Source organism: Shewanella amazonensis SB2B (assembly GCF_000015245.1).
Lineage (GTDB): Bacteria > Pseudomonadota > Gammaproteobacteria > Enterobacterales > Shewanellaceae > Shewanella > Shewanella amazonensis.
In genome coordinates this window covers 1,257,624-1,283,519 of the sequence record NC_008700.1, presented here as the reverse complement: position 1 = coordinate 1,283,519, position 25,896 = coordinate 1,257,624, and the positions used below count along the sequence as shown (strand labels likewise).

General features: G+C 53.6%; 21 protein-coding genes and 8 tRNA genes. 3 read left to right on the top strand and 26 right to left on the bottom strand.

Annotated elements, in window-relative coordinates; all coding sequences use genetic code 11:
• Positions 1-9: 9 nt before the first annotated feature.
• The 4 genes from SAMA_RS05555 to SAMA_RS05540 all read right to left on the bottom strand — a co-directional run bounded on the left by SAMA_RS05555 (position 10) and on the right by SAMA_RS05540 (position 5,543).
• A complete protein-coding gene (locus tag SAMA_RS05555) occupies positions 10-426 on the bottom strand; it encodes a hypothetical protein (protein ID WP_011759175.1) in 417 nt (138 codons plus the stop codon).
• A complete protein-coding gene (gene gshA / locus SAMA_RS05550) occupies positions 411-1,991 on the bottom strand; it encodes a glutamate--cysteine ligase (RefSeq protein WP_011759174.1) in 1,581 nt (526 codons plus the stop codon). The genes SAMA_RS05555 and gshA overlap by 16 nt, the downstream gene beginning before the upstream one ends.
• 186 nt (positions 1,992-2,177) lie before the next feature.
• Positions 2,178-5,015, bottom strand: a complete 2,838-nt coding sequence (locus tag SAMA_RS05545) for a M16 family metallopeptidase (RefSeq protein ID WP_011759173.1) — start codon at positions 5,013-5,015, stop codon at positions 2,178-2,180.
• A 111-nt stretch (positions 5,016-5,126) separates the two neighbouring features.
• A complete protein-coding gene (locus tag SAMA_RS05540) occupies positions 5,127-5,543 on the bottom strand; it encodes a YqaA family protein (RefSeq protein ID WP_011759172.1) in 417 nt (138 codons plus the stop codon).
• Between the two features lie 248 nt (positions 5,544-5,791).
• On the opposite strand from SAMA_RS05540, the gene SAMA_RS05535 reads away from it, so the two are divergent.
• Together SAMA_RS05535 and SAMA_RS19675 are read left to right on the top strand one after the other, a co-directional pair.
• Positions 5,792-7,045 carry a dicarboxylate/amino acid:cation symporter gene (locus tag SAMA_RS05535; RefSeq protein WP_011759171.1) on the top strand — a complete coding sequence of 418 codons (1,254 nt, stop codon included), beginning with the start codon at positions 5,792-5,794 and terminating at the stop codon, positions 7,043-7,045.
• A 146-nt stretch (positions 7,046-7,191) separates the two neighbouring features.
• Positions 7,192-7,365, top strand: coding sequence for a hypothetical protein (locus SAMA_RS19675; RefSeq protein ID WP_011759170.1), 174 nt, complete (start codon positions 7,192-7,194; stop codon positions 7,363-7,365).
• Between the two features lie 51 nt (positions 7,366-7,416).
• Here the strand turns inward: SAMA_RS19675 and SAMA_RS05525 are convergent, their stop codons facing one another.
• The 16 genes from SAMA_RS05525 to recA all read right to left on the bottom strand — a co-directional run bounded on the left by SAMA_RS05525 (position 7,417) and on the right by recA (position 18,018).
• A complete protein-coding gene (locus SAMA_RS05525) occupies positions 7,417-8,547 on the bottom strand; it encodes a sodium ion-translocating decarboxylase subunit beta (protein WP_011759169.1) in 1,131 nt (376 codons plus the stop codon).
• A 9-nt stretch (positions 8,548-8,556) separates the two neighbouring features.
• Positions 8,557-10,356 carry a sodium-extruding oxaloacetate decarboxylase subunit alpha gene (gene oadA, locus SAMA_RS05520; protein ID WP_011759168.1) on the bottom strand — a complete coding sequence of 600 codons (1,800 nt, stop codon included), beginning with the start codon at positions 10,354-10,356 and terminating at the stop codon, positions 8,557-8,559.
• Positions 10,353-10,610 carry an OadG family protein gene (locus SAMA_RS05515; RefSeq protein WP_011759167.1) on the bottom strand — a complete coding sequence of 86 codons (258 nt, stop codon included), beginning with the start codon at positions 10,608-10,610 and terminating at the stop codon, positions 10,353-10,355. Before SAMA_RS05515 ends, oadA begins: the two co-directional genes overlap by 4 nt.
• Before the next feature lie 414 nt (positions 10,611-11,024).
• Positions 11,025-11,101: transfer RNA gene (locus tag SAMA_RS05510), tRNA-Arg, on the bottom strand.
• Between the two features lie 46 nt (positions 11,102-11,147).
• Positions 11,148-11,239, bottom strand: a tRNA-Ser gene (locus tag SAMA_RS05505).
• Between the two features lie 7 nt (positions 11,240-11,246).
• Positions 11,247-11,323, bottom strand: a tRNA-Arg gene (locus SAMA_RS05500).
• A 29-nt stretch (positions 11,324-11,352) separates the two neighbouring features.
• Positions 11,353-11,429 (bottom strand) — tRNA-Arg (locus SAMA_RS05495).
• 39 nt (positions 11,430-11,468) lie between these two features.
• Positions 11,469-11,545 (bottom strand) — tRNA-Arg (locus tag SAMA_RS05490).
• 32 nt (positions 11,546-11,577) lie between these two features.
• A tRNA-Arg gene (locus SAMA_RS05485) sits at positions 11,578-11,654 on the bottom strand.
• Between the two features lie 35 nt (positions 11,655-11,689).
• Positions 11,690-11,766 (bottom strand) — tRNA-Arg (locus tag SAMA_RS05480).
• A 23-nt stretch (positions 11,767-11,789) separates the two neighbouring features.
• A tRNA-Ser gene (locus SAMA_RS05475) sits at positions 11,790-11,881 on the bottom strand.
• A gap of 230 nt (positions 11,882-12,111) precedes the next feature.
• Positions 12,112-12,306: a carbon storage regulator CsrA gene (gene csrA / locus SAMA_RS05470; RefSeq protein ID WP_011759166.1), complete on the bottom strand. Its 195-nt coding sequence runs from the start codon at positions 12,304-12,306 to the stop codon at positions 12,112-12,114.
• 113 nt (positions 12,307-12,419) lie between these two features.
• Positions 12,420-13,631, bottom strand: coding sequence for an aspartate kinase (locus SAMA_RS05465; RefSeq protein ID WP_011759165.1), 1,212 nt, complete (start codon positions 13,629-13,631; stop codon positions 12,420-12,422).
• A 33-nt stretch (positions 13,632-13,664) separates the two neighbouring features.
• A complete protein-coding gene (gene alaS / locus SAMA_RS05460) occupies positions 13,665-16,286 on the bottom strand; it encodes an alanine--tRNA ligase (RefSeq protein ID WP_041410151.1) in 2,622 nt (873 codons plus the stop codon).
• 215 nt (positions 16,287-16,501) lie between these two features.
• Positions 16,502-16,939 carry a regulatory protein RecX gene (locus SAMA_RS05455; RefSeq protein WP_011759163.1) on the bottom strand — a complete coding sequence of 146 codons (438 nt, stop codon included), beginning with the start codon at positions 16,937-16,939 and terminating at the stop codon, positions 16,502-16,504.
• 11 nt (positions 16,940-16,950) lie between these two features.
• Positions 16,951-18,018 carry a recombinase RecA gene (gene recA, locus SAMA_RS05450; protein WP_011759162.1) on the bottom strand — a complete coding sequence of 356 codons (1,068 nt, stop codon included), beginning with the start codon at positions 18,016-18,018 and terminating at the stop codon, positions 16,951-16,953.
• A gap of 286 nt (positions 18,019-18,304) precedes the next feature.
• Between recA and mutS the strand changes: the two genes are divergently transcribed.
• Positions 18,305-20,869, top strand: a complete 2,565-nt coding sequence (gene mutS / locus SAMA_RS05445) for a DNA mismatch repair protein MutS (protein ID WP_011759161.1) — start codon at positions 18,305-18,307, stop codon at positions 20,867-20,869.
• Positions 20,870-20,984: 115 nt separating this feature from the next.
• On the opposite strand, the gene rpoS is transcribed toward mutS, so the two are convergent.
• The 6 genes from rpoS to ispF all read right to left on the bottom strand — a co-directional run bounded on the left by rpoS (position 20,985) and on the right by ispF (position 25,892).
• The gene (gene rpoS, locus SAMA_RS05440; RefSeq protein ID WP_011759160.1) at positions 20,985-21,968 is read right to left on the bottom strand and encodes an RNA polymerase sigma factor RpoS; all 984 of its coding nucleotides are present in this window, start codon (positions 21,966-21,968) and stop codon (positions 20,985-20,987) included.
• A gap of 83 nt (positions 21,969-22,051) precedes the next feature.
• Complete coding sequence (locus SAMA_RS05435) at positions 22,052-22,942, bottom strand: peptidoglycan DD-metalloendopeptidase family protein (protein WP_011759159.1); 891 nt, start codon at positions 22,940-22,942, stop codon at positions 22,052-22,054.
• A gap of 29 nt (positions 22,943-22,971) precedes the next feature.
• Positions 22,972-23,607 carry a protein-L-isoaspartate(D-aspartate) O-methyltransferase gene (locus tag SAMA_RS05430; protein ID WP_011759158.1) on the bottom strand — a complete coding sequence of 212 codons (636 nt, stop codon included), beginning with the start codon at positions 23,605-23,607 and terminating at the stop codon, positions 22,972-22,974.
• Entirely contained in the window at positions 23,604-24,350 is a 747-nt protein-coding gene (surE, locus tag SAMA_RS05425; protein WP_011759157.1) for a 5'/3'-nucleotidase SurE, read from the bottom strand. The genes SAMA_RS05430 and surE overlap by 4 nt, the downstream gene beginning before the upstream one ends.
• The gene (gene truD, locus SAMA_RS05420) at positions 24,331-25,413 is read right to left on the bottom strand and encodes a tRNA pseudouridine(13) synthase TruD (RefSeq protein WP_011759156.1); all 1,083 of its coding nucleotides are present in this window, start codon (positions 25,411-25,413) and stop codon (positions 24,331-24,333) included. Before truD ends, surE begins: the two co-directional genes overlap by 20 nt.
• The gene (ispF, locus tag SAMA_RS05415; protein WP_011759155.1) at positions 25,410-25,892 is read right to left on the bottom strand and encodes a 2-C-methyl-D-erythritol 2,4-cyclodiphosphate synthase; all 483 of its coding nucleotides are present in this window, start codon (positions 25,890-25,892) and stop codon (positions 25,410-25,412) included. The genes truD and ispF overlap by 4 nt, the downstream gene beginning before the upstream one ends.
• Positions 25,893-25,896 lie beyond the last annotated feature (4 nt).

The window sequence follows — 25,896 nt, the reverse complement described above, 5'->3', positions numbered from 1 at the left end:
ATAAAAACACTAGGGGGCAAATGAACACTCGGCCGCTTCACTTTGCCAGATAACGGGTTCCCAAAAATCGGGATTATTACCGAAGTAACGCCTGTCATCCTTATAACGGGCGGCAAAGTGATAGCGCATCCCAGGGGCGACCTCTATGGTCAGCGTTTTTCTCTGATGCGCATCCGGCGACACCTTCAAATCCGGAGCATCAATCAGCTCCACCAGCGAAAACTCGTATCGCCCCGGGGCGAGCTGGTAGTTTGGGCGGGAAATAACAGGCGTGCCGTTTACATCGGTGACAACCGCCCGATAGAGACGCTCTGTCTCCGGCGGGTCCTGATAGCCAGAGACCCAGCCGCACTGATTGGCGTCGTCAACGCTGCTGGCGCACGCCGTCAGTCCTGCGCAGAGTGTCAGGGTCAGGACAGCGCGCATGGCACACCTTTGAAGTAGCCCTTGAGATACTCATCAAAGCTTTCTTCATCACTGGCTTCAATCTCGGCCTGTGCGGCAAGGGAGGATGCCGCCTCGGCCTGGAAACCCGCTTCCACGCCGGGAGACAGCGGATACGACAGGAAGAAATCCTGATATTTGGCCGCCAGTCCCATCACGAAATCGCCATGATTCATGCCCTGCTCCACAACCGCGGCATGTACCCTGCCAGAAAGCGTCAGGGCGGGGTCTTCAACGGCCATGCGCCATTGCGCCAGCGCTTCGGCATAGTCGCTGCCGTCTATGTCCAGCAGACTGGCGAGCTTATCAAACTCATCGAAGAGTTCCAGCAGCCAGGCTTTCAGTGTCACAGGCTCGCCCTGACGACTGAGTGCCAGTCCGGGTTTGCGCCCTTCATGGATAACGGCTCTGAGGTTGGACGTGATTTCAGATTCACAGACCGCGTCGCTCTTTGGCGAATCCGACAACAGGCAATAAAGCAGGAAGACATCCAGGAAACGCAGCTGTGATGCTTCAACCCCAACCGGGCTGAAGGGATTTACGTCCAGCGCCCGCACTTCAATGTACTCAACCCCGGCACGAGCCAGCGCCTCAGATGGCTTTTCACCCTTGCGGGTCACCCGCTTGGCTCGAATGGGGGCGTAAAATTCGTTTTCAATCTGGAGCACATTGGCATTGAGCTGGCGATATTCACCATCCACTTTCACGCCAATTTCGGCAAACTTGGCCGATGGCAAGCAAATCGCCTCACGGATCCCCTGCAAATAATCATGCAGAGAGTCATAGCTGATGTTAAGGCTGGCCTGCTCTTTGTTGGTGTAGCCAAGGTCACTCATTCTCAGCGAGGTCGCGTACGGCAGATACAGGGTGCCGCCAGCTGTTTTTTCAAACTCGAGACTGGTTTTCTGGCCTTTGAGGAAAGAGCCACAAATCGCCGGTGACGCGCCAAAAAGGTAAGGCAATACCCATACCAGGCGGCGGTAATTGCGGATAAGGCCAAAGTAAGATTCGGAGATAAACTCGTCCAGCGACAGGCTGCTGCCCGAGAGTGCATGCAATCTTGGCCACAAGTCGCTGGAGAGCGAAAAGTTAAAATGCACCCCGGAAATAATCTGCATCAGGGCGCCGTATCTGTAGGTCAGCCCCTTGCGATAGAGGGTTTTCATCCTGCCGGTATTGGAGGTGCCATATTGGGCAATGGGTATGTCTTTCACATCGCCAACATAGCAGGGCATGCTCACCGGCCACAGCTTCTGGCCATCCAAATGTTTCAGGGTATAGGCGTGGGTTTCAGTCAGGCCTTCCAGCAAGTCTTCAATGTTGCCACTGACCGGGGTAATAAACTCCAGCAAGGCCTCACTGTAATCAGTGGTGATCCTGGAGTGGGTCAGCGCCGACCCAAGCGCTTTGGGATGGGGATCCAGGGCCAGCTGGCAACAGCTGGTGATACGCAAAGCCTCACGCTCCAAACCCCGTCGCAGCCCGGCAAGTGCCTTGCGTCCTTCTGCATCGGAGAGAGCCCCGAGTCTGTCATTGAATGCTGTCAATTGATTCTTCTCTGGTTGCTATGGCGCGCTGCGCCGCCGTACACAGCAAGACCTGTGGCGACCCTCGGGTCTTTCGGCTTTTGTCCAAAATAATGCCATTTGCCTATGGCGGCAAGGGAGAAAGATAAGAAGGGTGGCTCAGTCGCCACCCTTGCTTGTCAACGATATGGGGATTGCACTGTGATATTACAATACCAAGTCTTTCACCGGATACCCGAGCGCCTCGAGTTCAGGCAATATGCTGGCCTTATCACCCACCACAAAGATAACCATCTCATTGATATTCAGATGTTTCTTGGCAAGAGCGTCGATTTCATCTTTTTGAATACCCGCGATAATTTTATCCTGCTCGGCGGTAAAGCGATCATTGAGATTATAACGCTGGATCATCCGCATAAAGCCGGCTTTCTGGTATGGGGTTTCATAATCCAGTGCCTGGCCCTGGGAGATGGAGTTGCGCATGAAGTTCAGCTCATCGTCACGGATACCGGTGGCGTTATAGGTGGTGATTTCTTTGATGAACTCAGATACCGCAGCTGCCGTCACATCGCTGCGCACACTGGCAGTCGCCAGGAACTGACCCACTTCGCTGCCGCCGCTGAAACGACTGCGGGCGCCGTAGGTGTAACCCTTATCTTCACGCAGATTCAGGTTAATACGGCTGTTGAAAGCGCCGCCCAGCGGGTAGTTCATCAAACCGGCTTTAAAGTACTCACCGATGGCATCAAAAGGCAGCGCAAGCTTACCAATGGAAATTACCGACTGGGCCGCGGCGGGTTTGTCCAGCACATAAATGGTGCCACCGCTTAAGCCTGGCAGTTGTCCAAGCGCAGGCATGGCGGTGGCTTCACCTTGCCAGCTGTCGAGTGTCTTGAGCGAAGAGAGCAGTGCCGCTTTAGGCGCGCTGGATACCGCCACCATCTGGGCATTACCGGCCTTGTACTGTGTCTGGTAGAAAGCCTTGATGTCGTCCAGCGTCAGGGCGGCAACAGTGTCTACGGTACCAGTTGCATCCACGCCCAGGGCATTGTTATCGCCGTACAGCAGCTTGGCAAAACCTGTGCTTGCCAGATAGTTGGGGTTGGACTGAGAATGTTTAAGCCCCTGCAGGGTTTGCTGTTTCACCCGCTCGAAGTCTTCCGCCTTGAAGCCCGGCATCAGCAGCTTTTCTTTCAGCACGGCGAGAGTGTCATCCAGCTTTTCTGTCAGTGCTGACAGCTTGATTTCACTCTGATAATCGCTGGCAGAAAACTGCACCGAGGCCCCCAGGAGTTCGAGGGCCTGGGTCAGTTCCTCACTGGAGCGTTGGCTGGTTGACTCATTGAGCATAGCGGCGGTGAGCTGAGCCACACCGGCCTTGCTGACGTCGGCCAGGCGATGGCCGCCAGCCAGGTAAATTACGATTTCCGTGGTGGGGGTTTCGGCACTCTGGGTACCGAGCACGGCAATTCCATTGCCCAAGGTGTCGCGCCACAGAGTAGGCACTTTAAGTACCGGTGCTTTACCACTTTGTGGCATAACACTGCGGTCAAAGGACGACTTGGCCTCACTGACTTTCAGCTCACCGGCAACCGCGTTGGCAGCTAACAGCGGCGCCGGAGCAGTAAAGTTGTCGGCCGCTGCCACCAGAGCTTTGGCACCTTCAGGCACCACGCTCATGATGACCATGGGCTTGTCTTTCACGTATTGATTGAATACGCGAATAACATCGGCTTTGGTCACACTGGCATAGCGCTGCAAATCTTTGGCAATCATATTGGGGTTGCCATAGAAGGTCTCGTTGGCGGCCAGCGCGGATACCTTGCCGCGAACGCTCTGCAGACCAAAGATGGTATCGGCCTCAAATTGCACCTTCACCTTTTCCAGATCTTCATCGGTTACGCCACGGCGCTCAAACTCGGCAATGGACGCACGAACTTTGCCTTCAAGCTCTTTGAGACTGCCGCCCTTGGCGGGATTGGCCAGGGCAAAAAACGACATCTCACAGGACAGCTCGCGGCAAGGGTGGCTGGCGCTGGCCTGCACCGCATAGCCTTCCTTGACCAGGTTTTTGTACACCAGCGACGTTTTGCCACCGCCAAGAATGTTGGCGAGTAAATCCAGTGCGGCTTCATCCTGATGGCTGGCATACACAGTGGGCAGCGCCATACGGATGAGCGGCAGGTGTACCTTGTCTTCCATGGACAGGTATCTGTCCTTATCCAGGGTTACCTGGTTTTTGGGCAGTGCCTCAACTTCCGGACCGCGCGGAATATCACCAAAATACTTGTTCACCCAGGCCAGAGTCTGCAGCTCGTCAAAATCGCCACCAATGGTCAGGGTGGCATTGTTGGGACCATACCAGCGCTGGAAGAATTGCTTCACATCCGCAAGCTCGGCACGGTTCAAATCCTCCGGCCAGCCAATCACAGGCCAGGAGTATGGATGACCGGCGGGATACATGGCCTGGCTGAAGCGCTCGTACATACGGCCATAGGGCTGGTTATCGATACGCTGGGCACGCTCGTTTTTCACGGTTTCGCGCTGAACCTCAAATTTTTCTTCGGTAAGCGCAGGCAAGAAAAAGCCCATGCGGTCAGACTCGAGCCACAGCATTTTTTCCAGCTGGTTACTGGGCACTGTCTCAAAATAATTGGTGCGGTCGGTGTTCGTGGTGCCGTTCAGGGTACCGCCGGACTCTGTGACCACCTTAAAGTGCTGCTCATCGGCGACGTTTTCTGAGCCCTGGAACATCATATGTTCAAACAGGTGAGCAAAACCGCTGCGACCGGGCAACTCCCGGCCCGAGCCCACGTGATAGGTCACATCGACGTGCACCAGAGGATCTGAGCTGTCCTGGTGCAGTATCACTGTCAGACCATTGGCCAACTGGAACTTCTTGTAAGGAATACCAACGCCAGCACTGTCTGCGGCAACAATCTCAACCAGGGTGACCCCTTCCGGCAGTGCCAGAGAGTCAGAAGAGTGCTGGGCGCAGCCCGCGAGTGCTGCCGAAATGGCGGCAGCCAGAATCCACTTTTTCATTAGCTATCCCTTGTTTTACTTGTAGTTAGTTAACCAATAACAACGCCCGACTATATCAGACTCATAAAAAGGCCCATCAGGCTTTTGCCAACAGTGTTGTAATAAAAAATGTCAAAAGGCCTGCATCATCAATAGAAGCAGACCATAGCGGGCACCTTTTCCAATTAAAATCAGAATAATAGACATGAAGAGCGGCAGCCGGAGCCAACCTGCCAGCACACAAAGAATGTCACCAATGACAGGAGCCCAGGACAACAGCAGACTCCAGACCCCGTACTTCTCCACCAAGGCCAGGGCACGGCGCTGGGAACGGGACAACTGTTCGGGCTCCCAGGCGACCCGGCCAAGGCAGCCCAGTCCCAAGCTCGTGAGTGCCCCGAGGGTATTTCCCAGGGTTGCCACCACAAACAGGGAAAACCACAGCTCGGGGTTGGAGTTCACCAGCGCCAGCAAAAGTACCTCAGAACCGCCCGGCAACAGGGTGGCCGCCAGAAAGGCGCCGGAAAACATCAGCCACAGAGGCTCCATCGTTCGACTCCCAAAAGCCAGGTTAATAAAAATAGATAGAGTTAACGCTATAAAAACAAATACTGATATCACAATAAGTTATATCAAAAACGGTTTGTTTTGCATCTCAATGTGTCTATACAATGCGTTTTCGGCTGTATTTTCCCACACTGCCAGAGTGCACGGGCTAGCGCAGTTTTGCCCCATCGTCTTTTTTTGGGCAAGGTAGCTTCGTTGTGGGCCACTGATTTAGAAAATTCGGAAAATTCATGATAATTCAAACATTAAATAAAATTCCCTTCTGGCAGAAAGTGCTGGCTGGTTTTGCCCTGGGGATACTCACAGGGGTACTGCTGGGCGAATCGGCCACTGTGCTCAAGCCCCTTGGCGATCTCTTTATTGCCGCTATCAAGATGCTGGTTGCACCACTGGTCCTGTGCGCCATCGTGGTCAGTATCACCTCCCTGGGCAGCTCATCCAACCTTAAGCGCCTGAGCTTCAAGACACTGGCGCTCTTCATGCTGACCGGTACCCTTGCCTCGTTGATTGGTCTGGCAGTCGGCAGCAGCTTCGATATGGGCGGCAGCATGCAACTGGCCAGTACCGAAGTGCGCGAACGCGTTGTACCGGGCTTTGCTCAGGTGCTGCTGGATATGATCCCGGTGAACCCCTTTGCCTCGCTGACCAACGGCAAAGTACTGCAAATCATTGTATTTGCGGCCTTGGTGGGTATTGCCATCAACGCTGTGGGCGAGAAAGCCGAGCCTCTGAAAAAGGTATTTGATGCCGGAGCCGAGGTGATGTTCCAGCTGACCCGTATGGTGCTGAAACTCACTCCAATCGGTGTATTTGGCCTGATGGCTTGGGTGGTGGGCGAATATGGCCTCTCAACCCTGCTGCCGCTGGGTAAATTTATTATCGCCATCTACGTGGCAGCGCTTATCCACATAGTGTTTGTCTACGGCGGCCTGGTGAAGTTTGCTGCCCGCTTAAGCCCTCTGCAGTTTTTCCGTAAGGCAATGCCAGCGCAGCTGGTTGCCTTTAGCACGGCGTCGAGCTTTGGCACCCTGCCGGTCACCACCAAGTGTGCCGAGTCCATGGGTGTTTCCAAGCGTTACAGTGCGTTTGTGCTGCCCATGGGCGCCACCATGAACATGGATGGCTGTGGTGGTATTTATCCTGCCATTGCGGCCATTTTCATCGCGCAAATCTACGGAATTCCGCTGGATATGACCGACTATATGCTGATTGCCGTTACCGCGACCGTGGCCTCAGTGGGCACCGCCGGCGTACCAGGCAGCGCCATGGTGATGCTTACCGTCACCCTGGGAGTGGTTGGTTTACCGCTGGAAGGTATTGCCTTTATCGCGGCCATTGACCGGGTGATTGATATGATACGGACCTGCACCAACGTTACCGGCGATATGATGACCGCCGTAGTGGTGGGCAATTCCGAGGGTGAGCTGGACCGCGAGCGATTTTATAAGGCGGAAGAAGATAAAATCGTCGCAGACAACGCCTGAGCCACTGTGCACCAACTGAGACGCCACCTCTCGTTGAAGGCCATTCCACACGGAATGGCCTTTTTGTTTACCTTATCCGTAGTTTACCTTGGTAGGCAAAGCACCTACACTGACCCTAGTGACATCAATAATAACAAGCCGTTGCCATGACCAAGCTCTTTTTGTTTCCCATCATCCTTTGCCTGTTGTGGACGATTTTTTTACGCTTTAACGGCATTCCACTGGCCAAAGGCAAAACCGGTTACATCTATATCACCGCCATCAGCGGCACCCTGATTGTCCTGATGACGCTCCTGCTATGGCTGACCCGGGTTCAGTAATAGCCTGCAATAAAAAAGCGCCCTCAGGCGCTTTTTTTATTGCATTGACCGCTACCCCAATACTGCGAGCAAGATACCGGCAGCCACCGCACTGCCGAGCACACCGGCCACATTGGGCCCCATGGCGTGCATCAGCAGATAATTGTGCGGATTCGCCTCAAGTCCCACCTTGTTGGCTACCCTTGCAGCCATAGGCACCGCAGACACACCTGCTGCACCAATCAGCGGATTGACCTTGCCACCACTGAGCTTGCAGAGCACCTTTGCCATCAGCACACCAGCCGCGGTGCCAATGGAGAAGGCTACGGCGCCAAGCACCAGAATCCCAAGAGTCTCTACCCGCAAAAATTGCTCGGCCGAGAGCTTGGAGCCCACCGCCAACCCCAGGAAGATGGTGACTATATTGATAAGCTCGTTTTGCGCTGTGTTAGAGAGACGGTCCACCACACCGGACTCACGCATCAGGTTGCCAAGGCAGAACATACCAACAAGCGGTGTCGCTGCGGGCAAAAACAAAGTGGTCAGTCCCAGTACCATTAAGGGAAACAGCACCTTTTCTTTTTTGCTCACTTCCCGCAGCTGCTCCATCTTGATGGCGCGCTCTTCCTTGGTGGTGAGCGCCCGCATAATGGGCGGCTGGATAATGGGTACCAGTGCCATGTAGGAGTAAGCGGCCACCGCAATGGCTCCCAGAAGCTCTGGCGCCAGCTTGGTAGAGAGGAAAATAGCCGTGGGTCCGTCGGCGCCACCAATAATCGCAATGGCCGCCGCATCCTTCATGGAAAACTCAAACCCGGGTACCAGATTGAGCGCAATGGCGCCGAGCAAGGTGGCGAAAATACCGAACTGGGCCGCAGCCCCCAAAAGCAGTGTTTTGGGGTTGGCAATCAAAGCACCAAAGTCCGTTAATGCCCCTACACCGAGGAAAATCAGCAGCGGGAAGATGCCTGTCTCGAGTCCAACGTGATAGAGGTAATAGAGTAAGCCCCCCTCCTCGGTAAATCCGGCATTGGGGATATTGGCAAGCACTGCGCCAAAACCTATGGGCAACAGCAACAGCGGCTCAAATCCCTTGGCAATGGCCAGGTATAAGAGCACCAGTCCCACCGCCATCATCAGTAGCTGCCCCAGGGTAAAGTGGGCAATACCCGTTTCGGCCCAAAAAGCCATCAATCCTTCCATGATGCCTCCTTAGGCCAACGACAACAGCTGAGCGCCAACGGCAACCGAGTCGCCTTCTTTCACCCATAGACGGGCAATAACCCCGTCGGCCTGGGCACGGATTTCGGTTTCCATCTTCATGGCTTCGAGGATGATCACCACATCCCCCGCCTTCACCGTATCGCCGGGCGACACATGAATTTTGAAGATATTGCCAGACAGGGGCGCGCTCATTTCCAGTTTAATTTCGTGGCTTACAGGCGCAGCCGCTGTGGCAACTGGGGCAACTGAGGCACTGGACTGACTTACCCCCTGAGTCTGGATTTGGCTGATTTCGCCGCCCGCAGCAACCTCTACCACATAGGTTTGACCATCTACCTTCACCGTGTAAGTTTCTGGCCCTGAGGCAACCCTGACTGGCGCTGACGAGGCGGCAAGCACCGCCACAGGCACAGGCTCAAAGGCATCGGCATTGCCACGGTTTTTGAGAAACTGCAGACCAATCTGAGGGAAAAGCGCATAGGTAAGCACATCATCATCCAGATCTTCACTGAGCGTTATATTCTCGGCCACGGCCTTTTGGACCAGCTCGGCGCGAAGACGCACCATCTCTGGAGTGAGCAGATCGGCAGGGCGACAGGTAACAGGCTCAGCCCCCTTAAGTACCCGCTGCTGCAGCTCAGCGTTTACCGGCGCCGGGGTGGCACCATATTCGCCCTTGAGTACCCCTTCAGTTTCTTTGGTGAGCGACTTGTAGCGCTCACCGGTGAGCACATTGATCACCGCCTGGGTGCCGACGATTTGTGAGGTTGGAGTAACAAGAGGCAAGAAACCCAGGTCTTCGCGCACTCGGGGGATTTCATCGAGCACCAAATCGAGTTTATCGCTGGCGCCCTGCTCTTTAAGCTGACTCTCCATATTGGTGAGCATGCCACCTGGCACCTGAGCGCGTAGAATTCGGGAATCAATGCCCTGCAGCGCGCCTTCGAATTTGGCGTACTTTTTACGCACCTCACGGAAATAGGCGGCAATCTCTTCCAAAAGCGCCATATCCAATCCGGTTGAGCGCTCGGTGTCTTCTACCATGGCCACCAGGGTCTCGGTGGCACTGTGGCCATAGGTCTGGCTCATGGACGAAATCGCGGTATCCAGCACATCAATACCGGCCTCAATCGCCTTTTGATAGGTGGCGGTAGAAAGCCCGGTGGTGGCATGGCTGTGCATGGCCACCATCAGCCCGGTTTGCGATTTAAGCCTGCTCACCAGCTCGAAGGCTTCCATAGGGCGCAGCAGACCGGCCATGTCTTTGATACAGAGTGAATCGCAGCCCAGATCCTCAAGGCGCTTGGCCATATCTACCCAGGTGTCCAGGTTATGTACCGGGCTGGTGGTGTAGGAAATGGTGCCCTGGGCATGGGCGCCCACCTGCTTCACGGCACGCACCGCCTCTTGCAGGTTACGCACATCGTTCATGGCATCGAATACCCGAAACACGTCCATGCCGTTGTCGTGGGCGCGCTCTACGAACCTGTGCACCAAATCGTCGGCATAGTGGCGATAACCCAGCAGGTTCTGACCCCGCAGCAGCATCTGCATCGGGGTGTTGGGCATGGCTTGCTTGAGCAGCCGCAGGCGCTCCCAGGGGTCCTCCCCCAGATAGCGGATACAGGCATCGAAAGTCGCGCCGCCCCAAGTCTCCAGTGACCAATAGCCCACCTGATCCAATTTGGCAGCGATGGGCAACATGTCTTCAATACGTAAACGGGTAGCTAGCAGGGATTGGTGCGCATCGCGCAGCACCACATCGGTAAGGGCCAAGGCTTTGGTCATGAACGTCCCTCCTGGGCTCGATATTGTTGTACGGCAGAGGTGATAGCGGCCACCAGACGCGGATCCAGCCCTTGGGGCTTAGATGAAATACTGGGCGCCTCTGGCCTGTTGGCTGTGTCCGTGGCTTTGGGTGCATAACGATTGGCAATCAACTTAAGCCCAAGGATCAAAATCCCCAGAAACAAGTACACCAGCACCATGCCCAGCACCATGATCCACAGGGCGTCGCCCATTTGATCCATAACTGATGTCATGACTTCCCCTCAAAGGTTTGTTGGCTCTTCTCGCATAAAAATGCGCACATTTACATATTTCATTCAGCGTTATCGACGCCAAAATGTAACAGGCGGCAAAAATAGCACCCCGAAAGATAACCTTTTATTAACGACAAAGGCAACGCCTTGTAAATTGGTCTTACCAATATTTATTGATTGAGTATGCCTGATTTAAATAATTCTCAAAAATATAGCCTTGAAATTGCAGTAAGGAGAATCTGTGGTGGGATAAATCACTGATATAAAATTGGCAGATGATAAAGCAGACACTGCATTCATGGGCAGAGACAATCTGACCGCAACAACAGAGTTAAGTGGAAGTATATGCAGTTAAATACGCAGGGATGATTCGGAAAAGAAAAAAGCCCCTGAATAATCAGGGGCTTTTTAATATGGCGCGCATGGAAGGAGTCGAACCTCCGACCGCCTGGTTCGTAGCCAGGTACTCTATCCAGCTGAGCTACATGCGCAAATTTTGTGACTCTTAAGGACAAGCTTAAAGAGTATAGTAAAGAATGGCGGAGAAGGAGGGATTCGAACCCTCGATGGGAGATAAAGCCCATACTCCCTTAGCAGGGGAGCGCCTTCGGCCACTCGGCCACCTCTCCGCGAATTTGGCGCGCATGGAAGGAGTCGAACCTCCGACCGCCTGGTTCGTAGCCAGGTACTCTATCCAGCTGAGCTACATGCGCATTGAATTCGGTCAATCTTTAAAGACTTTTGGCGCGCATGGAAGGAGTCGAACCTCCGACCGCCTGGTTCGTAGCCAGGTACTCTATCCAGCTGAGCTACATGCGCGTTTCAAAAAGTCTACAGCAGTAATCTGATATCTAAGAGTGGCGCGCATGGAAGGAGTCGAACCTCCGACCGCCTGGTTCGTAGCCAGGTACTCTATCCAGCTGAGCTACATGCGCGTTGAAACTATCAGATAAACAGAAGAAAGAAGTGGCGCGCATGGAAGGAGTCGAACCTCCGACCGCCTGGTTCGTAGCCAGGTACTCTATCCAGCTGAGCTACATGCGCGAATTGTTTTCTTTACTGCTAAAAACGATAAAAGCTGGCGCGCATGGAAGGAGTCGAACCTCCGACCGCCTGGTTCGTAGCCAGGTACTCTATCCAGCTGAGCTACATGCGCACACTCTTATCGCTTTAAGAAAATGGCGGAGAAGGAGGGATTCGAACCCTCGATGGGAGATAAAGCCCATACTCCCTTAGCAGGGGAGCGCCTTCGGCCACTCGGCCACCTCTCCGTCTTTTCTTGGCGCACATATTACTGTTTGAAGAAAATAAGTCAAACCCTTTTTCCCAAAGCAGATCTGATTGCCCTGTTTTTAATCACATGCTTGAAACCCAAGCACAATAAGCCTTTGCGCGCCGTCACAACTTGTCTTCGTTAAGTTACAGGCAATAAAAAAGCCAGCCCTTGGCTGACTCTTCTACTGTCCGTCCTGGACGCCCCCGCAGGAGCCGTAAAACAGGCTCAGTAGTTACCGCCCTCGGGCGAACCTGTTTTTTCAGATTGAATACGCTGGTAAATCTCTTCGCGGTGAACAGACACTTCTTTAGGTGCATTCACACCGATGCGCACCTGATTTCCCTTTACACCCAGCACTGTCACCGTGACTTCGTCACCGATCATCAGTGTTTCGCCAACACGACGTGTCAAAATCAGCATTCGCTTGCTCCTTTAGTCCCATTCCATACGCCAGGACAGACACCTGGACGTCACATTATTATAAAGTCAGCTTAGTACAAATTATAGTATTGAATACCAAAACGCTTGGATATTCATACTTTATTGAGGTCAAACGCTCTGTGCAAACTTCTGACGGCATGCTGCAGATGCACCTCATCGATTACCACCGACAGTTTGATTTCTGATGTCGAAAGTAACTTAACACGAATGTTTTGTGCTTCCAAAAGCTCGGTAACACGAGCCCCCACTTCAGCCATGACTGCTTTACCGGTGCTGACGAGGGACACCTTGGCCAATGGCGACTCATGGCGAACGTCCGCCAGAGGCTGCTCAAGCGCCAACCTGTCTATCAGGGTCAACACCTTATCGAGTGCACCTTGCGCCAGGGTAAATGCCAGTGCCTTTTCTTCCGCCAGCTGTACCACCAGGTCAGTATCCACAGAGGCGTTTGCCAGCGCCTGAAACAGGGCTACTTCCGCCTGCGGCTGATCCACCAAACCGGCAACAGAGACCAGGCCTTGTCCACGGGTAACGGCAATGCCCACAATGCCCGAGCCGGAGTGCTCTGGCTCATCGAAGCGGATAAGGGTGCCACTGCCGGACTCAAAACTCGACAACACCCTAAGCACCACGCCATGACGGCGTGCACAGGCAACGCTGTCGGGATGCAATACCTTAGCGCCCTGCCTTGCCATTTCATACATGGCTTCGAAACTGATGCTATCGAGTTTCTGGGCATCGGGATCTATATTGGGATCTGTGGTAAAAACGCCGGTCACATCAGTAAAGATTTGACACTCAGCCGCCTCAAGTGCGGCGGCAATGGCAACGGCAGTGGTATCTGAGCCACCCCTCCCAAGAGTTGTCACATCGCCCTGCTCGTTGACGCCTTGAAACCCGGCGATAACAGGTACAGCGCCTTCGTCCAGCAACTGCATCAATAACCCTGTGTCAACGGACTCAATACTGGCTCTGCCAAACTGGCTGTTAGTGCGCACCTTGACCTGGCTACCCAGCAAAGACCTGGCATTAACGCCCCGTCTTGCCAGCGCGATAGACATCAGGGCAATACTGACCTGCTCACCTGCACTCACCAACATGTCCAATTCCCGGGCAGGTGCCAGAGGGTCTATGTTGGCGGCCATGGCATAAAGCCTGTTGGTTTCGCCGGCCATAGCCGAGAGCACCAACACCTGCCTCTCACCTTCAAAATGCGCTTTGGCGATGGCATCTGCCACCGCCTCAATGCGTTCGAAGGTACCCACAGAGGTGCCTCCGAACTTCTTTACATAAATTTTTGTCACAAACAGCCTGCTACTACTCAGACCCGTCCGTTGTTACAGACGCTCATTAAGCCAAGGCACAACACTGGCCAGGGCACCGTCGAGCTTGGCAGGTTCACTGCCACCAGCCTGAGCCATATCCGGGCGACCACCGCCCTTACCGCCCACCTGCGCAGCCACCATGGCAACCAGTTCACCGGCCTTCACTTTGCCGGTCAGATCCTGAGTCACACCGGCAATCAGGTTCACCTTGTCACCACTGCCAATGGCGAGTAACACAACCCCGGACTTCAGCTTCTGCTTGAGTTCGTCCTGCAAACCGCGCAGAGCACCGGCTTCCACGCCTTCAAGGCGCTTAACCAATACCTTAACGCCGTTGATTTCCTGGGCGTCACCGGCAAGGTCGGCACTGGCAGCGGCGGCCAGCTTGTCTTTAAGCTGGGCATTCTCTTTCTCAAGCTGACGGGCCTTGTCGAGCTGGGCTTTGAGCTTGGCAACCACTGAGGCTACATCGCCCTTGAGCAGTGCGGCGGCTTCTTCAAGCTCGGCCTGCTGCTGGGCAACATAAGCCATGGCAGCGGCACCAGTCACAGCTTCGATACGGCGAATTCCCGCCGCGATACCGCCTTCAGAAGTGATCTTAAACAGACCAATATCACCGGTACGGCCAACGTGGGTACCACCACACAGCTCGATAGAGAAGTCGCCCATAGTCACAACGCGTACCTTGGAATCGTACTTCTCACCAAAGAGTGCCATGGCGCCTTTTGCCTTGGCCTCTTCGATATCCATCTCGGCGAAATTCAGTTCGTGGTTACGACGGATTTGGGTGTTAACCAGATCTTCAACCGCTTTGAGCTCTTCACGCTTAACACCTTCGAAGTGGGAGAAGTCAAAACGCAGACGCTCAGGGTCAACCAAAGATCCTTTCTGGGTCACGTGGGTACCCAGCACCTGACGCAGCGCTGCGTGCAGCAGGTGCGTCACTGAGTGGTTAAGCTCTGTGCGATGACGCAGCTTCTTATCCACCATGGCTTTGAGGCTGTCACCAACCTTGATGCTGCCAAGCGCCAGTTGTCCCTTGTGACCAATGCCTTGGCCGAACTTCTGGGTATCGGCAACGTTGAATTCAACGCCTTCAGCGAGCAGCTGACCTTTGTCACCAACCTGACCACCGGACTCGGCATAGAATGGGGTGTTATCCAGCACGACAACCAGAACGGCGCCCGCCTCTGCAGCATCGACGGATTCGCCATCACGGTAAAGCGCAACGACCTTACTCTCGGCTGCAAGCTCGGTGTAACCACAAAAATCGGTGGCAGTATCGATTTTCAACGCAGCGTTATAGTCGGCACTGAACTGACCAGCCGCCTGGGCGCGGCTGCGCTGCTCGGCCATGGCGGCGTTAAAGCCTTCTTCGTCTACCTTGAGGTTACGCTCGCGGCACACGTCAGCGGTCAAATCCACAGGGAAGCCGTAGGTATCATAAAGTTTAAAGACGGTTTCACCGTCCAGAGTGTCACCCTTGAGGTCTGCCAGCGCAGCGTCAAGCATGCCAAGCCCACGCTCCAGAGTGCGGGCGAACTGCTCTTCTTCAGCTTTGAGCGCCTTTTCCACTATGGTCTGGGTAGCCTTGAGTTCCTTGGCAGCATCCCCCATAGCCTCTATCAGAGTAGGCACCAGTTTGTAGAAGAAGGTGTCGGTGGCGCCCAGTTTGTTTCCGTGGCGCACTGCACGGCGGATAATACGGCGCAGCACATAGCCGCGACCTTCATTGGATGGCATCACGCCATCGGCAACCAGGAAGGCACAGGAGCGGATGTGGTCGGCAATAACGCGAAGGGATTTATTTTCCAGATCGCTCACACCGATGATTTCGGCAGCTTTGGCGATCAGTTTCTGGAAAATATCAATTTCGTAGTTAGAGTGAACACCCTGCATGATGGCAGAGATACGCTCGATACCCATACCTGTATCCACCGCGGGCTTGGGCAGCGGGTCCAGCGTACCATCGGACTGACGGTTGTACTGCATAAATACGATATTCCAGATCTCGATAAAGCGGTCACCGTCTTCTTCTGGACTGCCTGGGCGGCCACCCCAAATGTGCTCGCCGTGATCGTAGAAAATTTCGGTACAAGGTCCGCAAGGACCGGTATCGCCCATCTGCCAGAAGTTGTCCGATGCGAATGGTGCACCCTTGTTATCTCCGATGCGGATAATGTTTTCAGCAGGAACACCGATTTGCTTGTTCCAAATATCGAATGCTTCGTCATCAGTGTGGTACACGGTAACGCACAGCTTCTCTTTCGGCAGTTTCAGGGTGCCGGTGAGGAATTCCCAGGCAAAACGAATGGCGTCTTCTTTGAAGTAATCACCAAAGCTGAAGTTACCCAACATTTCGAAGAAGGTGTGGTGACGGGCGGTGTAACCCACGTTGTCCAGGTCGTTGTGCTTGCCACCGGCACGTACGCATCGCTGCGCGGTCGCGGCGCGTACGTAGCTGCGCTTCTCCATACCGAGGAAACAGTCTTTGAACTGGTTCATACCGGCGTTGGTGAACAGCAGTGTTGGATCATTACCGGGAACCAGAGAGCTGCTGTCTACTACCTGGTGACCCTGCTGCCTGAAATACTCGAGAAAAGCACTGCGAAGCGCGGCTGTGGTTTGATACATGAAAACGTCCTGAGTTGGATAAGCCTGATACGACAAGCCGCAGCCACGTCCACGGGCTGCCGACAAAAATTTGGGGCTCATTATAACCTCAAGACTTTCGAAGAAGATAGCGCACAGGCCGCGAAATCCGAGGCAAACAAAGGACAGGGCCAAGGTAAAAAACGCTAAGGAAGAACAGAAAGGCAGATACAAAAAGACCGCATCGGTTGCGGTCTTCATTCCATATCGTAAGGGTCAAAATCCAGAGCGTGGGCAATCTCGTCAAAACTGAATCCTTGTCCGGCAAGATAGCGTATACGCTTTGCCCTGTCCTTGGCATCGACAGGTTTGGTCGCACCAAATTTTTTCAGCGCCTTAGCCCGGGCCTGGGCATACCAATCCACCTCGCAACCTTCCAGATTGTGTTGAATAACCTCTTTATCCAATCCCTTGGCTATCATTGCCTGGCGCGCTCTGGCAGCGCCATGACCTTTCAGTACCGATGAGCGAACGACTGATGCTCCATAACGACTGTCATTCAGGTAGCCTTTAGCTTCACACTCATCCAGCACCCGCTCAATGTCCAGGGCATTGTGTCCTTTGGCGAGCAATTTAAGCTTGAGTTCATTGCGGCTGTGATCACGCCTGGCAAGGGATGCCAGCGCGTGATTCATCAGGTCCTGATTCAGAACACTTCTCCGGTTTCGAAGTCGATGTTTTCATCGCCTTCTACTTCATCGGCACTACCGGAAGATGAGCTGTGTGACAGCAGCATTTCACGCAGTGTCTTTTCAATTTCGGCTGCAATTTCAGTATTTTCAGCCAGGAACTTGGTCGCGTTGGCGCGGCCCTGACCAATCTTGTCGCCCTTATAGCTGTACCAGGCACCGGATTTTTCAATCAGCTTGTGCAGTACACCCAGGTCGACCAGCTCGCCGGTACGGTTAATTCCCTGACCATAGAGGATCTGGAAATCTGCCTGGCGGAAAGGCGCAGCAATCTTGTTTTTAACCACTTTCACGCGGGTTTCGTTACCCACCACTTCGTCGCCTTCTTTAATGGCGCCGGTGCGGCGAATATCCAGACGCACTGAAGCGTAAAACTTCAGGGCGTTTCCACCTGTGGTGGTTTCAGGGTTACCGAACATCACACCAATTTTCATACGGATTTGGTTGATGAAAATCAGCAGGGTATTGGACTGCTTGAGGTTACCGGCAAGCTTACGCATTGCCTGGCTCATCATACGGGCGGCAAGACCTACGTGAGAGTCGCCAATTTCACCTTCGATTTCGGCCTTGGGAACCAGTGCGGCTACCGAGTCCACGATGATAACGTCAACGGCACCACTGCGGGTCAAAGCATCACAGATTTCCAGTGCCTGTTCACCTGTGTCTGGCTGAGAGCAAAGCAGATTATCGATATCTACACCGAGCTTACGGGCATATACAGGGTCAAGGGCGTGTTCAGCATCGATAAAGGCACACACTTTGCCTTCGCGCTGAGCCGCAGCAATCACTTCGAGAGTCAGGGTGGTTTTACCTGATGATTCAGGACCATAGATTTCTACGATACGGCCCATTGGCAGACCGCCTGCACCAAGAGCCACGTCCAGAGACAGCGAGCCGGTGGAGATAGTTTCCACATCCATGGAGCGGTCTTCGCCCAGCTTCATGATGGAGCCTTTACCAAATTGCTTTTCAATTTGGCCAAGAACGGCGGCCAGTGCTTTCTCTTTATTTGGATCGATTTTCATTGTTCCCTCTCACACACAGCAAGCGCTGTGAAGACGCAACGGTTAATGCGGTTCAGGCAAAAGCCCTGTGTATTTGTACATATTGAAAGCTAGTATACTGTACAATCATACAGTATCAACCCCTGTATGAAATAATTTTCAACAGCAGCGAATCAGGCTCTTTCATCGCCTTGAATTGAAAAGGATCACTTTGTCGAAAAACTTGGTAGACTGGGCGCCCATAGGCTTTACCCCGGTCCTGTACAGGCTTTCACCTGACAAGTCCCATCGCAATGACAGAGTGGCAATGAACAGCACAGACCTGCTTGATCTCGAAAAACATACCCCCATGATGCGTCAATACCTGACCATGAAGGCAGCACACCCGGATATGTTGCTGTTTTATCGCATGGGCGACTTTTATGAACTCTTTTATGATGATGCCAAGCGTGCCTCAGAAATGCTGTCCATCTCACTGACCGCACGTGGCAAAAGCGGCGGGGATCCCATTCCCATGGCAGGTATCCCCTATCATGCGGTGGAAGGCTATCTGGCCAAGTTGGTGCAACTTGGGCAATCCGTTGCCATTTGTGAGCAAATAGGCGATCCGGCCACCGCAAAAGGTCCGGTAGAGAGAAAAGTCGTTCGTGTTGTGACGCCGGGTACCCTTACCGATGAGGCCCTTCTCCAGGAACGGCAGGACAATCTGCTGGCGGCAGTTTACCAGGGCAAGGTGGGTTATGGTTTTGCCACTCTGGATGTAGCATCCGGCCGCTTTGTGATTGCCGAATTGCCAAGCCGTGAAGCGCTGGAAGCCGAGCTGCAGCGAACCAGTCCAGCCGAGCTGTTATACAGTGAAGACTTCGGCGATATGGGGCTGATTAATCATATCAGGGGAAAGCGACGCCGCCCCGAGTGGGAGTTTGACTACGATACCTGCATCAAGATGTTGCTTGAGCAGTTCGGCACCCGCGACTTGCGCGGCTTTGGCATTGCCGATGCCCGTCTGTCGCTGCAGGCGGCCGGCTGTTTGATGCAATATGTGAAAGATACCCAGCGCACTGCCCTGCCCCATATCAATTCCATCGTACGCTTCAATCAGGGAGACAGCATCATTCTGGATGCCGCCACCCGACGTAATCTGGAGCTTACTGTCAGCCTGTCAGGTTCCCGCGAGAACACCCTTGCCAGCGTACTGGATAATACCGTCACCGCCATGGGCAGTCGTATGCTGCAGCGCTGGATCCACCAGCCATTGCGCTGTCACGATACAATTCGGGGTCGCCAGCAGGCGGTCCAGGAATTATTGGAGACCGGCCTTTACGAGGACCTTCGCGCAGAGCTTAAAGCCCTGGGGGATATAGAGCGTATTCTGGCGCGTCTAGCTCTTCGAAGCGCCCGCCCGAGAGACTTTGCCAGATTAAGGGATGCCCTCGGGATTCTGCCGCTTATCCGTGAGCGACTACAGCGGTGTGACGCGCGACATCTGAAGTCACTCAATATTCTTCTGGGTGACTTTCCCGAAGAGTATGAGCTGCTGTGCCGTGCAATAGTCGATAACCCACCGGTACTCATCCGTGATGGCGGTGTCATTCGCGAAGGCTATGACAGCGAACTCGATGAATGGCGCAAGCTCAGTGATGGTGGCATAGATTATCTGGAGCAGATGGAGCTGCGCGAAAAAGAGCGCACCGGTATTGCCACACTCAAAGTCGGCTTTAACCGGGTACATGGCTACTACATTGAAGTCAGCCGCGCCCAATCGGCACTGGTGCCCATCGCCTATCAGCGCCGCCAGACCCTTAAAAACACTGAGCGCTATATCACCCCGGAGCTGAAAGAATACGAAGAGAAAGTGCTGTCCAGTCAGGGTAAGGCACTGGCGCTTGAAAAACAGCTTTGGGAAGAGCTGTTTGATTTGATACTGCCCAAGCTGCAGGAATTGCAGGACTTTGCCCTCGCCGCCTCCGAACTCGACGTGCTGGCAAACTTCGCCGATAGGGCCGATCTCTTCAATTATCACTGTCCCGAGCTCAGCGACACCACAGGCATCTTGATTGAAGCGGGTCGTCACCCTGTGGTTGAGCGGGTCAGCCAAAGCCCCTTCATCCCTAACCCGGTGGAACTATCCAATCACCGCCGCATGTTGATTGTGACCGGCCCCAACATGGGCGGTAAATCCACTTATATGCGTCAGGTCGCTCTCATTACCCTGATGGCCCATATTGGCAGTTTTGTACCCGCAGAGCGCGCTCTGATAGGACCGGTGGACAGAATATTTACCCGCATCGGTGCCAGCGATGACCTGGCTTCCGGCCGTTCCACCTTTATGGTGGAAATGACTGAAACCGCCAACATTCTGCATAACGCGACAGCCAACAGCCTGGTGTTGATGGATGAAATTGGCCGCGGTACTTCGACCTATGATGGTATGTCGCTGGCTTGGTCGGCCGCAGAATATCTGGCACAAAAACTCGGTGCCATGACCTTATTTGCCACCCACTATTTTGAGTTGACCCAACTGCCGGAGATGCTCCCCGGGGTGCACAATGTGCATCTGGATGCGATTGAACATGATGACACTATCGCCTTTATGCACGCAGTACAGGAAGGCGCCGCCAGTAAGAGCTATGGGTTGCAGGTAGCCGCTCTTGCAGGGGTTCCTGCAAACGTCATCAAGGCTGCCAAACACAAGCTGCTCCAACTGGAAAGCCGCGACCACGGCGTCGATATGAGCAAACAGCAAGCGTTGCCATTGACTATGACACCTGAGCCTTCCGCAGCAGAATTACGTCTTGAAGCAATAGATCCGAACGATTTAAGTCCGCGTCAGGCGCTGGAACTTCTGTTCGAGTTAAAACGTCTACTTTAGCAGGGAAGCATTGCCAGCCAAAAGCAGACTGCTAACTGGCAGTTGTGTTCAAAACACCGACACCATAAAACAAAAACGCCTCATTCATTGAGGCGTTTTTCATTGCATTAATCGTTTAGGTTCTGAACAGAGCTTCAACCGACAGCCCCTGAGCACTCAGAATGTCTCTTAAGCGTTTAAGCGCTTCTACCTGTATTTGCCTTACACGTTCACGGGTCAGACCGATTTCAGCACCCACATCTTCCAGGGTTGAGGGCTCATAGCCGAGTAATCCAAAACGACGTGCCAACACTTCTCGCTGCTTGGTATTGAGTTCATTGAGCCAGTTCACCACCGAATTAGATATGTCTTCGTCCTGTACCTTATAGTCAGGACCAACAGAGTCATCATCGGGTAATACGTCCAACAGCGCCTTATCGTTGTCACCGCCCAGTGGCACATCGACAGAGGTAATTTTTTCGTTGAGTTTGAGCATACGGCTGACTTCAACGCTGGGAAGGTTGAGTTTGGCAGCAATTTCCTCTGCTGTAGGCTCATGGTCGAGTTTATGCGCCAACTCACGGGCAGTTCTCAGGTACACATTGAGTTCTTTAACCACATGAATGGGCAAACGAATGGTGCGGGTTTGATTCATGATGGCCCGTTCGATGGTCTGGCGTATCCACCAGGTGGCATAGGTCGAGAAACGGAATCCACGCTCAGGATCAAACTTTTCAACGGCCCGGATCAGGCCAAGGTTACCTTCTTCAATAAGGTCAAGCAGAGCAAGTCCACGATTGTTGTAGCGACGCGCTATTTTCACTACCAGCCGAAGATTGCTTTCTATCATGCGATTACGTGACTTTTCACAGCCGCGCAATGCTTTGCGGGAATAATAAACTTCTTCTTCTGCGGTCAGCAGAGGGGAAAAACCTATTTCACTCAAATAGAGTTGAGTGGCATCAAGGTTACGTTGTAAATCATCCTGAACCTGCTGTTCCAGCTCCAGGTCTTGAACCAGACTGACTTCTTCACCGTCCATATTGGTGTCGGTATCTGCTTCTTTTCCGGAAAAATCTACAAGCTTTTCAGCAACAAGCGTATTGTTTTTCAAGCTCATAATATTGTCTCCCAAACCCAAAATTTGTTGATGACTTTAAATCACTTTTTTATCCTCCAAATGCCAAAATTGGCTGCCGTAAATTATTTCTTCGGCAAATACTTAAGTGGATTAACTGATACGCCGTGATCACGGATCTCGAAATGAAGCATCACGTGTTCAGCGTCAGTATTCCCCATTGTCGCAACCGTCTGTCCTGCACTGACCCGTTGCTTTTCTGTCACCAGGATCTTATCCAGATGGGCATAAGCACTAAGGAAGTCCTCGCTGTGCTTGATAATGACAAGGTTGCCGTAGCCTCTCAGTGCGTTGCCAGAGTAAACCACTCGCCCTTCGGCGGCGGCTCTGACCGGATCCCCGCGTCTTCCCGCTATTTTGATCCCTTTACTCCCCTGCTCTCTGGCAGAGAAAGTCCCAATTAAGCGTCCCTTTGCTGGCCACAGCCAGCGTGCTACTTCATTCGGTAAACCGTCAGTGGCAGTCGCTACCGGGTTATCGCCTTGTTGTGAACTTGTTACAGCGTAATCAGCTTTATTTTTCGGATCAAGTGTTTTTTTCTGTGCTACTACGGATGATTGACCGCTGGACACAACTGGGCTAGCGCTTTGTTTTTTATCGTTTTTAGCTGTTACCGACTTGGGATCCGGTTTCGAGGAAGCTGTGGTAGTTTGCTTTGTTGGCTTGGTGTTTTTAGCCGTCGATGACAGCTTTAACACCTGCCCGGGAAAGATAGTGTACGGTTTATTTAGTTGATTAATCTTGGCTAATTCGTGGTAATCCGTGCCAGCTCCCCAAGCAATGGAGTAAAGGGTATCGCCCTTTTTCACTTTATAAGTTGAACTGGTCAGACTTCCTTTGGGGTGCACGGGCTTTTTTTTAGAATTCAGGCTTTCGACTGGTGCAGGTGAGTGCGCCTGCATGCTGCAACCAGCCAACAAGAGCAAACAGAGGCAGCAAGTTGTCAATCTCAACATGAATGAGCAGCTCCCGAAGTCATAATGACCTACGCCAGGTTTCCGTTGACCAAGGGCACAAACTTTACCGACTCAATGACCTCGGAGGAATACTCCTGCCCCTTGCGGGTAATGGCCAATAATTGCTGGGCATCCTCACCCACCGGAATAATGAGCCTCCCGCCTTCAGACAATTGCTCAAGTAAAGCAGTTGGTAAGCTTGCGGCTGCGGCTGTCACCATGATGGCATCAAAGGGACCACGGTTGGGCCAACCCAGCCAGCCATCACCATACTTAAAAGACACATTGTGCAAATCCAGACGCTTAAGACGTTGCCTTGCCTGAATTTGCAGTGCCTTAATCCGCTCTATGGTGCAAAGCTCTGGTACCAGTTTCGCCAGGATAGCAGCCTGATAGCCAGAGCCCGTACCCACTTCCAGCACCCGTTGAGGCCGGTTTTGCATCACCAGCTCTGTCATGCGCGCCACGATATAAGGTTGGGAAATGGTCTGCCCCTGACCTATGGGCAGCGCGGTGTTTTCATAGGCTTTGTGTGCCAGAGCTGCATCCAGAAACATTTCCCGGGGCGTGTTGGCGATGGCCTGCAAAACGAGGTTGTCGCGGATCCCAGCGTCATACAACTTCTTTGCAAGGTTGATTGCCACCGTCGAGCCGGTCTGGTTCATATCTTTTCTATCCAGTTTGCCAGTGCGTTAAGTTGACTGTGTGCGGTCAGGTCGACGGTTAACGGCGTGATGGACACATAGCCTTCAGCCACGGCACCAAAGTCGGTGCCTTCGCTGGCATCCAGCTCCTCACCCGGTGGACCGAGCCAGAAAATTTCCCGACCAGCAGGGTCGGTGGTTCTTACCACACCTTCGGCCCTGTGACGCGCCCCAAGACGAGTCACCTTGATGCCCTTGATTTCCTCAAGAGGCAAATCAGGCACGTTCACATTAAGAATTTGGTCCGCTGGCAATGGATGTGCCTTCAATCCTTCAACGATGCGCAGTGCAATTTGTGCAGCCGCATCATAGTGCACAGGGGTACGGGCCGACAGGGACACAGCGATAGCTGGCAGGCCCTGAAAGCGCCCCTCCATGGCCGCAGCCACAGTGCCGGAATACAGGGTGTCATCTCCCATATTCGCTCCAGCGTTAATACCCGATACCACCAACTCAGGCTCTTCGGTGCAAATTTCGCGAATGGCGATATGCACACAGTCCGATGGCGTGCCGTTAACCGCAATATAACCATTGTCTAACCTATTAATTCTCAATGGATTAGTCAAGGTCAGCGAGTTACTGGCGGCGGAGCAGTTTCTGTCCGGTGCCACCACATCCACATGAGCAATGGTCTTTAATGCCTCGGCCAGCGCCTTGATACCCGGGGCATACACACCATCATCGTTACTCACCAGCAGGCGCATTGTCGCCCTCCCGCGCATCACGCTCGGCCACCGCCCGGCGCCACTCCAGCTCTTTTATATCTGTGTACTCGCAAAGCTCTCTGAGCACACTGGTGGCAAAGGCACCCGCTGGCAGGCAGAAATCCAGGGTCAGGGCATCGCCATCCAGCTTGAAGCTCAGCTGCTCAGGACGCAGCAGCAGTGCTCGGCGCTCCTGGGTAAGGCCTTCTTTTTCGAGACCATTGCGCTCAAGCTCGTAGGCTGCCAGCACCGAAGATTCAAGTGCTGCGGCGTCGCCTTTGGCGAGCTGCTCACCACGGCCCCAAAGTGGCGCCGACAGCTGAATGTCCTGCTCGGCAAGACGTTTATTCAGGGAGTCATCCCAACTTTCGGCCGTAAAAAAGCTGCGTGAGCCCGACAGCATCACACAATCACCCTCGATGGGCGCTGTGCCAAAACGCGCCAGACGTGCACTCGCCACCTGATTAAAGAGCTCTGAGCGCACCGCAGAGAGATAGAGACTGCGTTTGTTTCTGTCTTTTACTTTGCGGCCTTCGAACATCTGCCGCGCTTTAACAAGATTGCCACCGTCATGACCAAAGCGCTGCTCGCCAAAATAGTTGGGCACCCCGCCATCGCGCACCAGCTCGAGCCTTGCAACCAGCGCCTCTGGGTCTGAAACATTGCGCAGCACCAAAGTAAAGCGGTTGCCTGAAAGCGCGCCGGTGCGCAGCTTCTTACCATGACGGGCAAACGACAGTACCTGCATCTGCTCATTGCTCATGGCAGCCCAGTCTGGCGTCTCCTTGCCGGGAATGCGCACGCCAAACCACTGCTCTGTAATGGCGTTTTTGTCTTTTTGACCGGCAAAGGTCACTTCTTTGGGATGCACCTTGGCAAATCTGGAAATCATCTCTGCCACCTGAGCCGTGTTCAGGCCATCTTTACGGATATGCAGCAGGTGGTGCTCGCCCTCACCATCGGGCAGGAACGGCAGGATTTCCTTTACCTGAAAATCGCTGTTGTGGGTGCGGATATCGGCGCTTACAGCCGGCTTGCCGTAAAGATAAGTCAGCTCAGTCATTTCACATTCTCCATCAACACCACAGCTTCCACGGCGATGCCTTCTTTGCGACCGGTGAAACCAAGCTTCTCGGTGGTGGTCGCTTTTACGTTGATATTATTAAGCTCAGTTTGCAGATCGTCCGCCAGCACCGCGCGCATGGCCTCAATGTGAGGTAACATTTTCGGCGCCTGGGCGATGATGGTCACATCCAGATTGCCGATGGCAAAGCCGTGCTCACGGGCAAGCTTAAAGCAGTGGCGCAGCAGCACACGGCTGTCGGCGCCTTCATAGGCGGCATCTGTGTCCGGAAAGTGTTTGCCGATATCACCCAGCGCCATGGCGCCCAGAATGGCATCACTGATGGCATGCAGCACTACATCACCATCGGAGTGGGCAATAAGTCCTGTTTCGTAAGGCACTTCTATACCGCAGAGAATGAGTGGACGGTCTGCGCCAAACTTGTGCACATCAAAACCGTGGCCAATCCTGATTTTCATGAAA